General features: G+C 54.5%; 10 protein-coding genes. All 10 read right to left on the reverse strand.

Features of this window, described 5'->3' with window-relative positions:
• Window positions 1-441: 441 nt before the first annotated feature.
• Window positions 442-843: a 4Fe-4S binding protein gene (locus tag QM579_RS13400; RefSeq protein ID WP_414999630.1), complete on the reverse strand. Its 402-nt coding sequence runs from the start codon at window positions 841-843 to the stop codon at window positions 442-444.
• 3 nt (window positions 844-846) lie between these two features.
• Entirely contained in the window at window positions 847-1,929 is a 1,083-nt protein-coding gene (locus QM579_RS13405) for a nickel-dependent hydrogenase large subunit (RefSeq protein WP_414999631.1), read from the reverse strand.
• Window positions 1,926-2,405 (reverse strand): NADH-quinone oxidoreductase subunit C, encoded by a 480-nt coding sequence (locus tag QM579_RS13410; RefSeq protein ID WP_414999632.1) that lies wholly within the window; start codon window positions 2,403-2,405, stop codon window positions 1,926-1,928. The genes QM579_RS13405 and QM579_RS13410 overlap by 4 nt, the downstream gene beginning before the upstream one ends.
• 18 nt (window positions 2,406-2,423) lie before the next feature.
• The gene (locus QM579_RS13415; RefSeq protein ID WP_414999633.1) at window positions 2,424-2,981 is read right to left on the reverse strand and encodes an NADH-quinone oxidoreductase subunit B family protein; all 558 of its coding nucleotides are present in this window, start codon (window positions 2,979-2,981) and stop codon (window positions 2,424-2,426) included.
• Window positions 2,982-2,993: 12 nt separating this feature from the next.
• A complete protein-coding gene (locus tag QM579_RS13420) occupies window positions 2,994-3,845 on the reverse strand; it encodes a respiratory chain complex I subunit 1 family protein (RefSeq protein WP_414999634.1) in 852 nt (283 codons plus the stop codon).
• Window positions 3,845-5,800: an NADH-quinone oxidoreductase subunit L gene (locus tag QM579_RS13425; RefSeq protein ID WP_414999635.1), complete on the reverse strand. Its 1,956-nt coding sequence runs from the start codon at window positions 5,798-5,800 to the stop codon at window positions 3,845-3,847. The genes QM579_RS13420 and QM579_RS13425 overlap by 1 nt, the downstream gene beginning before the upstream one ends.
• A gap of 229 nt (window positions 5,801-6,029) precedes the next feature.
• Window positions 6,030-6,449 carry a hypothetical protein gene (locus tag QM579_RS13430; protein ID WP_414999636.1) on the reverse strand — a complete coding sequence of 140 codons (420 nt, stop codon included), beginning with the start codon at window positions 6,447-6,449 and terminating at the stop codon, window positions 6,030-6,032.
• An 85-nt stretch (window positions 6,450-6,534) separates the two neighbouring features.
• Entirely contained in the window at window positions 6,535-7,389 is an 855-nt protein-coding gene (sdhE, locus tag QM579_RS13435) for an 8-methylmenaquinol:fumarate reductase membrane anchor subunit (RefSeq protein ID WP_414999637.1), read from the reverse strand.
• 4 nt (window positions 7,390-7,393) lie between these two features.
• Window positions 7,394-8,353: an 8-methylmenaquinol:fumarate reductase iron-sulfur subunit gene (gene sdhB / locus QM579_RS13440; protein ID WP_414999638.1), complete on the reverse strand. Its 960-nt coding sequence runs from the start codon at window positions 8,351-8,353 to the stop codon at window positions 7,394-7,396.
• A partial coding sequence (locus QM579_RS13445) for an FAD-dependent oxidoreductase (RefSeq protein WP_414999639.1) occupies window positions 8,353-10,133 on the reverse strand: 1,781 nt, incomplete at its 5' end. The genes QM579_RS13445 and sdhB, both read right to left, overlap by 1 nt.

The following is a 10,133-nucleotide window of genomic DNA, read 5'->3' on the forward strand; positions in this document are numbered from 1 at the left end:
GTTACTTCTATGCCAGTCGTTGCTATTGAGGCAGACTCCCGTTGAGCAGACTAATTTTGAGGTGTGAAGCAGTTCAAAATGCCGTCCACCCAAAATGCAGCTGTTGGCAGAACTCACGTGGCATTATGGCGCGGGATATTCTCTCGTAGCGTTAAGAGACCGTTCTTAAACAATTTTTTGTTCAACTGGCTGCGTCAGAAGGCCGTTTTTTACTCCCGTCATGTACCGCAAAAGCACATTCCTTTCGTAAAAAGCACTTTCCTTGCCCTGCCTCAATGTCATTTACCTAGAAACAGCCCTGGCGTATTTAGCTTTGCAAAAACTTAAATACTCTGGCGCTGTAGTGAGCCAGCCAAAGCCGCGGTCCATGAGGCATAATACAAAAAGCCGCCAAATGGCGGCTTTTTGTATTATGCGCTCACACGTGGCTGCATCGCCACATTATTCGCTTTCAGTCTTTTCCTTGGTGCTGGCCTCACCCTTAGCTTTGGCGGCAGCAGTTTTTTTAACGCGCGGGGTTCCCGTACGCAGTACCCGGAACTTGGTAACCGAGGGCTTGCGGTGGATAGGTTGCTGCACCAGACATTTGGTAGGGCATTTTTCCACACAGGCAGCACAGTATACGCACAGGAAGGGGTCGTACACCCACTGCCCTGCCTTGGCGTCAACAGTGATGGCATCTGTGGGGCAAATTCTGGCGCAGGTGTTGCAGAATATGCATCGTTCAACATCGTTGGTGATTACGCCCCTGTAGGCCGGGAAGGGCTCACGCTCTTCAAGCGGATACAGCCGTGTAGCCGGTTTGCCCGACAGGTTGCGCAACACATTTTTAAGCATGTACATGAGCTACCTCTCTGTGCAGGAAATGCACGGATCTATGCTGAGCACTATGACCGGCACGTCGGGCAATTTGCAGCCCGGCAGCATGTGCAGCAGGGGCGGAACGTTGGCGAAGGTAGGCGTGCGAACACGCATGCGTTCCAGATGCTTTGTACCATTGGCACGTATATAATAGAACAGTTCACCACGCGGCTGCTCCACGCGGAAGATGGATTCGCCATCAGGATTGCCAGTTACCTTGACGGTAAGCTCGCTCTCCGGCAGGCGATTCAGGGCCTCGCGTATAAGATCCATAGAATGCAGCACTTCATAAAAGCGCACCTTGGACCGCGCGTAACAGTCGCCATCGTGTTCAACGACTGGTATGAAGTTAAGGTCGCTATAGGCGGCATAGCCGTGCATGCGCTCGTCAATTTCCCATCCGCTGCCGCGCAGGGTGGGCCCCGCCGCGCCCAGAAGCCGGGCGTCGTCCTTGCTGAGATAGCCTATGCCGCGGGTACGTTCCTGCACGGTATAGTCATCAAGCATGGTCGTCGTCAGCTCACGCATGCCTTTTTGCAGTTCGTCCAGACGGCCAAGCATCCAGCGGATCTGCTCGGGCTCAAGGTCACGGCGCACGCCGCCAACTACGTTGACGGACAGGATCACGCGGTTGCCAGCTGTGGCTTCACAGATGTCCATCACATTTTCACGGATACGCCAGAACTGCTGGAACACGCTTTCAAAGCCAAAGGCATCCGCAAAGAGGCCCAGCCACAAAAGGTGTGAATGGATGCGGTGCAGTTCCGACCAGATTACCCGCAGAAACTGGGCACGCGGCGGCGCCGTGATGCCCATCATGTCTTCAATAGCGTTGCAGTAGCAGTTGGCATGGATGCAGGAGCAGATGCCGCAGATACGCTCTACAATAAAAACCATCTGGTTATAGTCTTTGGTGCGCACGAGGCTTTCCAGGCCACGGTGCACAAAACCGAGCTGGGGTATGGCGCCCACAACGGTTTCGTCCTCCACCACAAACTTGATATGCAGCGGCTCAGGCAGCACGGGATGCTGCGGCCCGAAAGGAATCACTGTGGTGCGGTTGCTCATGCCTGATCTCCTTTGGCGGGCTCTGCCTTGGCGTCATCCTTGGCAGCCGCGGCGGGACGCCGGACGGTCGTCATAGTAAAATACGGGGCGTGGGTTACTTCGCCCTCCAGATACATACCGCCCTCATAGTCCAGCGGCAGGCCCGCGAAGCGTACTCCGAACTGGTCCTGTGTTTCGTTTTCAATAAGCACTGCGCAAAAATAGATGGAACTGATGCTCGGGATGAGCACGTCCTTGTTCACATCCATGCGCAGGTGCACCATGCCCTTGGCGTCCGTGGGCGCCCATACGCACATTTCAGGATTGTGGCGCAGGTCGGACATGGTGAGGTTTTCGTCAAAATGATAGAACAGTCGCAGTGTGTTCTCGTCAACGACCGTCTGCGACATAGTGACAAAACGGCATTTGGCGTTGGCCAGACGCTGCACTTCAGCAAGCAGCGTGTCGGGCGTCACGTCTTTGGCTTCAAAAAACATGGCTGTATCCTTTCCGGGCTAACCCGCGTTTTGCAGTGACTTGTCGTCTTCAGAAGCGGGCGCTTCTTCGTTCAGTGCGCCAGCGGGCGTTCCGTCTTCGTCGCCGGGCATGAAGGTGGCCTGGGGCACGGGGCCCATGCCCATCTTGGCTTTCAACACGCCCAGAGCCTCAACCACGCCATCAATGATGGCTTCAGGCTTGGGCGGGCAGCCCGGCACGAAGACATCAACGGGAATGATGGTATGCGCGCCGTTGAGCACATTATAGGTATCCTTGAAAACACCGCCGGAAAGGTTGCACGCACCAAGAGATACCACAGCCTTGGGTGACGGCATCTGATCGTATATCTGCTTGAGCACGTGACGGTTACGGTGGTTGACCGTTCCGGTCACCAGCAGAACGTCTGCATGTTTGGGGTTGCCCGCGTTGACTACGCCGAAGCGCTCAACGTCGTATATGGGTGTGAGACAGGCCAGCACTTCAATATCACAACCATTGCAGGAGCCGCAGTCGAAATGGACAATCCAGGGAGACTTCAGCCGGCTCCGCTTAATCATCTTGTCTATAAAACCCATATGCCTGCCTCCTTACGCCACATACAGCCATAAAAGATTAACCAGGGCCAATCCCATGCCGAGCAGCAAAGACCTCTTCTGCACCATCCACTGCCACGTGAGCCGGGCCGTGATGTTATCAATGAGTATTTCTGTAAACAGCGAGGCAATCACCAGTGTGGCCATGCCGATAACGCTGGTGTGCCAGAACATGGCGCAAAGACCGAGGATGAGTATAAGGTCAAGCCAGTGGGCCACTTCAATGATGCCCAGGAAGGGGCCGGAGTATTCGGTATGCACGCCCTTGACCAATTCCTGATGCCCGTGGTGGCTGGCTGAAATATCAAAGGGCGACTTGCGCAGCTTGATAGTCAGGGCGTAGCCGAGGGCCAGGAACAGCAACGGCATCTTGAGCAACAGAGGCTGTTCCTGTGAAAACACGGCTTCAATGGAGAAAGAACCCGTGCACATGGCAAAGCCAACGAAAACCAGAATAAGAATGGGCTCGTAGGCCAGCATGAGCATAAGCTCGCGCTGGGCGCCTATGTTGCTGTAGGGCGAAGGCACGCACAGCGCGCCCACCACCTGAAAAACAGCGCCCACGGTGAGCACGAAAAACAGCAATAACAGGTCGCCGCCCATGAAGAAAATGAGCAGCGCCAAAGCTGAGGAAATGAGCGTCATATAGGTGCTGAAAACAAGCCAGGCGTTGGTAACATTGGCTTCTTTACCAAACAGCTTGAGCACATCGTAAAAAGGCTGAAGCAGAGGCGGGCCCAGGCGCGATTGCAAACGCGCCGTAAGACGGCGGTCCACCCCGGTAAGCAACCCTCCCACAAATGGCGACAAGATCAATCCGCCGACAGCACTGAGGATGGACAGCATCAGAGCAGACCTCCTACCAAAACGATGAGAAAGGCCGTGGAAATAATATCAATGGCCCTTGTGATGGTGCCTTCGCCAAAGTACTGGGTCAGATAGAAGTTGGACAAGCGCGCGGGTTCAAAGGCATTCATGGGGCCCTTGAAACCTATCTGCCCTGCCTGCTCCTGTGTCAGACCAGAGAAATACGGCTGTGCATGCGCCCCGTCAGGTACCTTTCTGGATACCTTCCAGGCAATCCAGGCTCCCAGGCCAAGCAGAATGAAGAGCATGTAAATCCAGAAATACCCTGCCCCGCCCGTAAGCGACGCGCCGGGTATGAACCCTTCAGCCTTGAGGCCAAAGCGGGCGTATACGCCAGAAACAGAAGGCTCGACAAAAGTTTCCAGCACCATCGGTGAAAAGAAGGAAAACACGATGGCAAGACCGCAGAGCGAACGCAGGGCGAACATAACCGTGGCCTTGGGGTTTCCGTATGACGGACGCTCATGCAGATTTGCCGAAGAAACCAGAATACCCGCCCAACGTGCCCAGAACAGCACCGTAAAGGCCGACCCGAGGGCAATGAAGAATATAATGGGCGTCATAGCCTGAGTGGCGCGCGCGATAGCTTCAATAGCCATCCACTTTCCGATGAGCATACCGAATGGCGGCAGCATCATAGTGAAAATGCCGATTGCCGTAATAATGGCCGTGCGGGGCATCTTGCTGTACAGACCGCGCATGTCTTCGATGTCACGCGACCCGATGCGTTGCTCAATAGCGCCCACGCACATGAAAAGTAGACCTTTGGAAACCGAGTGATAAATGATGATGGTAGTGGCCGCCATCATTGACGCGGCGGTATTTATGCCAACGCAGGCGATAATCAGGCCCAGGTTGGCAATGGTGGAATAGGCCAGAATTTTTTTGGCATTACTCTGACTGACTGCCAGAATACAGGTTGCCACAAAGGTAAATGCGCCAAAAAGCGCCACAATCGTGGACATGGTGGTATCAGCAAAGGCTGGAGCCATACGCAGCAGAAGGTAGGTTCCCGCCTTGACCATAGTAGCGGAATGCAACAGGGCCGAAACCGGTGTAGGGGCCACCATAGCGCCGCACAGCCAGCTTTCAAAAGGCACCTGAGCTGACTTGGTAAAGGCCGCCAGACAAAAGAATGCAAAGGGCAGCAGCATGGCAGTGCTCTTTACATCCATAGCGGTCATCTTGTGCAGAACAATTTCGGTAGACAGGGTGCCAAGGCTCTTCTGAACGAAAAGCATGGCCGATACAAATGCAAGGCCGCCAAGAACGTTCATCCACAAGGCGCGATATGCATTGGCGTTGGCTTCCTGCGTCTGGTCATGACTGATAAGCAAATAGGAGCAAAGGGTTGTTACTTCCCAAAAAAAGAACATCCACGAAAGGTTGTTGGAAAGCACAAGGCCGTTCATGGCCCCAAGGAAACAGAAAATTATAGCAAAAAAACGAGGTTTACGCGATACGCGCAAATGCAGGTGCTCTTCATGAATATCCATGTAGCCCAGGCCATAGATGGTGATGAGTCCACCCACAACGGTAATGATGATAACCATGATAAGCGAAAGACCATCAGGCGCGAAGGCCGTGATGTGTGCGGAACTGTCCGCCAGAACAAACTTGAGATAGAGCAGGCCCACCAGCTGCAACGCCGTCATGCCCATGACTGTTCTGCTGCCCAGTTTCCAGCCCAGTCCCAGAATATAGAGCAGTAACAACAGGTCAAGCAGACTGAACAGACTGTCCAGCGGCACGCCAAAGAATGTTTCAGCCTCCAGGCGAAATGTGCCGTGAGCGCCCATAATCACGGCTGCCAAAGCCATCACCGCAACCGCTGCAGGCACGAGAAGCTTGCGGGTACGGTCGAGCTGTGTGAAATAGATTACAAGCGCTACAACAAACGGCAACGCCACACAGCAAAAGACAAGTGTATTCATAATTTTTGCCCCACTACATTGTGAGTTGTGAAAATCTTCACCCTGAGAGAGTTCCTCACAACATAAAACTAATGTGTTTCCTCCTTCCTTGCCAATGCATTCACCTTTTTCTAGAGTTAAACGAACTGTCATTTTGCGTCAACAAGAAAGAAAAATACTTCATTCATTGTTTAAACAGTCTACAAATTTTCCCTGCGGCAAGCTGCTTTCCCTTTAAATCTGATCATTTCTATCGGTTTATAGCCGCGCCGCCGCGCTGCTCTGCTCCTTTTTGTGTTGCTCTGCCCGAAGCATGTTTTGCAATTTCACAATCGTTATAACGCAATCTTCTACATGTTCTGCATTGCCACTCTACATTGCCAAACAACATATTGAACTTTCGCTTGCCACATTGAACAGAACAACGCCAAACAATACCGTGCAGTTCTGGACAAAATAAATACGCCGCCAGTCGAAACTGGCGGCGTTGACAGAACACAGCATCATTGCCTGATTTTTGTTTATTTTTTGCCAACCTGCCGCAGCCTGACTGCCTGCAAAAAACCGCAAGTGCTGACCATGCCATATGGCTTAGCGCTTCGAACCAAGGCACTACCAGCGGCGTTTCAAGCCAACGTCCCCTGTAAATAGAAAAAGCGGCCCTTTTCATGACGGAAGCGTACTGCTGTGTACGCGACCAAAAAGAAAAGGGCCGCCTGAAGCTGTAACTGAAAAAACGCGACTACAAACAGTTTCTAGCCAAGTTTTGTAGCATCAATGACGTTATAGTCGAGCCCCAGCTGTTTGGCTGGCACGCCCAAAGCAAGACCCACCAACTGTGAAAGGTGCAACACTGGCACGCGCGCTTTGGACTTGCTCAATTCCTGGGCATTATCCTGATAGATGTCCAGCTGCATCTGACAAAGGGGGCAAGGAGTCACAATGCACGTTGCCCCGCCGCCCGACGCGTCATTAACAATTTCGCTGGTCATATGCATGACAGATTTTTCTGCCGGATACACGGCATGGAAGCCGCAACAGTCCAGCCTTTTGGCAAAGGGAACGGTCTGCGCCCCTACTGCGCTGACAACCGTTTCAAAACTGGAAGGATTGACGGAGCTTTCAAATCCCAGGGCCGATTCTGGCCGCAGGCTGTGGCACCCGTAGAAAGCCGCCACCTTGAGCCCAGTAAGAGGCTTGACAACCTTGGCCTTCAGCGCATCAGCGTTCTGTGCCAGCACCCAAAGCAGGCTGGTGACATCACTGGTGCCTTTGTAAGCCATATTTCCCTTGGCAAGAAAGGTATTGATGCGGTCTTTCTGCCCGCCGTCCAGCTCTGCCTTGGCACGGCGCAGCATGAGCAGACAGGTGCTACATGATGTGAGCACGGGCAGTCCCATCTGTTCAGCCAGTGCCAGATTGCGAGCATTGGCCACCAGAGCGGCCACATGGTCCACGTCCTGAGCCTGCGAAGCGCCGCAGCAGCTCCAGCCGGGAATTTCCTTGAGGGTGATGCCCAGTATGGGGGCCACGGCATCAAGGGCCATTCTGGATTCCTTGGCGGCCTGAGTCAGCACGCAGCCGGGGAAAAAAGCATATTCGGTCTGCATACGGTTACTCCTTCGCAGCGGCGTGAGCCGCCTCAATCATCTTCACAAGAGCGTCATGGCCTTCAATGGTCTCGCCACCAAAGACTTCCAGGGGGTTCATCTTGCCCTGACGCAGCAGGGTAATGGCCATACCCGCACGGCCCAAGGTGCTGACACCCTCGGTGCGCAACGCAAGCCGCACCTCGTTAAGCCGGCCAGAATCTTCCACCAGGTCCGTATAAAAGGCCTTGGCATGGGCAGGCCCAACGCCGTCAGTCAGCCCCTTGGACATGACCAGGGAGCGCATGGCCGCGATGTCGTCAGCAGAACTGATGCCCTTGGGGCAGCGGTTAGCGCATTCCTGACAGTGCACGCAGTTCCACAAACCGCCAGATACAGCGGGTTTGCCGTGAACCAGCGGATCCTTGGTGCGTGAATCATTGGCCACCCGCCAGGCGTGGGTGTACACAAAGGGTTCCATATAATCCCGGTTATCTGCCGTAAGCTTGTTGCACTCTGACGCGCAGCAACCACAGATAATGCAGTCCCACTGCTTCTTGATGCGGTCAAACTCCGCTTGCGTCTGACGGCAGCCTTCCTTCTCGGAGAATTCTGACTTGGCCACCATGCCGGGATGGATTTTGCGCAGGTTTTCCACCGCGGGCTCCCAGTCAACCACCAGGTCGGAGATAACCTTGAAGTTGGCCAGGGGCGAAATGCGGAAAGTGTCTGAGCCATAGGTTTTGACAAGGTCATCCATCTTGGTGTCGCAGGCCAGAATAGCATGCCCGTTGACCCTCACGCCGCACGCGCCGCATATGGCGCAACGGCAGGAGGCCGTAAAGTTCAACGTGGGGTCCTGAGTCTGCTTGATGAACAACAAGGTGTTGAGCACAGTCTTGCCCGCCATATCCTCGGCGGCAAGAGTGTAGCTCTGCTCGTAGTGTTTTTTGCCGTCAAAGCGGTCAATAATTAGAGTAGCCATTAGTACTTCCGCTCCTCAGGCTTGAATTTGGTGATTTCCACATCTTTCCAGCCCATGTGCAGTTTGCCACTCTCGTCCATACTGACCATGCTGTGCTTGAGGAAATTGGCATCGTCACGCTTGGGGAAGTCTTCACGCGTGTGAGCGCCACGGGATTCCTTGCGTTCCATTGCGGCAAGGCAGGCAGCCTGGGCCAATTGCAGCATATTCCCCAGTTCAACATACTCTGTAAACACCGTGTTGTAGACAGGGCTGGCGTTGGGCACGCGCAGGGCGTCATACCGTGAGCGCATTTCGGCCAGAGTGTCGTTCAGGTTCGCCAGTTTGGCCTGGGTGCGGAAAATACCCATATTATCCCAAAGCTGAGCGCCCATTTCTTCACGGAGGGCGTACATTTCCTTGGCGTCTCCGCCGCTGGTGACGTCCTTGAAACGGCTCTTCCATTGATCAGACAGATCAGACAGATGCTTGCCGGCATTTTGATCTGCCAGGCTGGCATAGGCCGCAGCCCCATCCCCGGCGATTTTTCCCGTAACCACGGCATCTGCCAGGGAGTTTCCTCCCAGTCGGTTAGCGCCGTGAATGGACACACAAGAAGCCTCGCCAGCGGTGAACAGACCGGGCATAGGCGTAGACATGTCGTCAAACTTGCTCACGGCGATGCCGCCCATCGAATAGTGGGCTGTGGGGCGGATAATCATAGGCTTATCCACCAGATCTATGTTTTCGAACAACTTGCCGACGTGGCGTATTTGTGGAAGATCATTAATAATCTTGTTTCTGCCCAGATGCACCAGATCCAACAGCACGTAAGATTCCAGCCCCTGGCCGTACCCGCGCCCTTCGCGGATTTCAGTTTCAATAGCGCGGGCTACAATATCACGGGGAGCCAGTTCCATCTTGGCTGCCGCGTAATTTTTCATGAAGCGCTCGCCCTTGTTGTTGAGCAAGTAGCCGCCCTCGCCGCGTGCGGCCTCGGTAATGAGCACGCCGCCGTGTACCACGCCGGTGGGGTGGAACTGGATCATTTCCGGGTCTTTAAAGGGAACCCCCGCACGCAGGGCGGCAGCCACGCCGTCGCCAGTGGCAATATAGGGAGTAGACGTGCGGTTCCAGAAAATGCGGGTATAGCCGCCCGTTGCCAACACCACGGCCTTGGCGCGAACGGGAGCGATTTCGCCAGTACGGATATTGCGCAGTACCGCACCTTCGCAACGGCCATTATCAACGCCAAGGTCCAGCAGCTCGTGATCCATCAGGAATTTGACACCACGGGTCAGGGCTTCGTCCAGGCACACATGGGCCACAATATGCCCTGTTTTGTCAGCGGAATAATTACATCGCACCTTGGATGCGCCGCCGAAAGGACGCGCCTTTACCTTTCCGTCTTCTGTACGCGAGAAAGGCATGCCCAGGTAATCCAGCTCCAGAATGGTGGGGCCAGCCTGTTCACAGAACTTGAGGGTGGCATCCTGGTCCACAAGGTAGTCGCCGCCCTTGACAGTATCATAGCAGTGCAATTCATAAGAATCGCCCTTGCTGAAGTCCGTGACGCCGTTGATGCCGCCTTCTGCCATACAGGTGGCATTACGCGAAGGCATGCACTTGCTGACCACCACCACATTGAGCTTGGGGTTCTTTTTCAGGGCGGCTACGGCAGCGCGCAGGCCTGCGCCGCCTGACCCTATTATAAGGACATCGCATGTGGCCATGGGGCCAACACCAGTAACCGCCGCCAAGGCCTTGTCGAGACCGCTTGCACTCACCGTCAGCGCACTGA

It is taken from the genome of Desulfovibrio sp. (assembly GCF_047607245.1).
In the GTDB taxonomy this organism is placed as follows: Bacteria; Desulfobacterota; Desulfovibrionia; order Desulfovibrionales; family Desulfovibrionaceae; genus Desulfovibrio.

Bases quoted from the DNA above. Each gene is read 5' to 3' on its own strand.
- QM579_RS13400 (WP_414999630.1), bottom strand. From the start codon at position 843: ATGTACATGCTTAAAAATGTGTTGCGCAACCTGTCGGGCAAACCGGCT.
- QM579_RS13405 (WP_414999631.1), bottom strand. From the start codon at position 1,929: ATGAGCAACCGCACCACAGTGATTCCTTTCGGGCCGCAGCATCCCGTG.
- QM579_RS13410 (WP_414999632.1), bottom strand. From the start codon at position 2,405: ATGTTTTTTGAAGCCAAAGACGTGACGCCCGACACGCTGCTTGCTGAA.
- QM579_RS13415 (WP_414999633.1), bottom strand. From the start codon at position 2,981: ATGGGTTTTATAGACAAGATGATTAAGCGGAGCCGGCTGAAGTCTCCC.
- QM579_RS13420 (WP_414999634.1), bottom strand. From the start codon at position 3,845: ATGCTGTCCATCCTCAGTGCTGTCGGCGGATTGATCTTGTCGCCATTT.
- QM579_RS13425 (WP_414999635.1), bottom strand. From the start codon at position 5,800: ATGAATACACTTGTCTTTTGCTGTGTGGCGTTGCCGTTTGTTGTAGCG.
- QM579_RS13430 (WP_414999636.1), bottom strand. From the start codon at position 6,449: ATGAAAAGGGCCGCTTTTTCTATTTACAGGGGACGTTGGCTTGAAACG.
- sdhE (WP_414999637.1), bottom strand. From the start codon at position 7,389: ATGCAGACCGAATATGCTTTTTTCCCCGGCTGCGTGCTGACTCAGGCC.
- sdhB (WP_414999638.1), bottom strand. From the start codon at position 8,353: ATGGCTACTCTAATTATTGACCGCTTTGACGGCAAAAAACACTACGAG.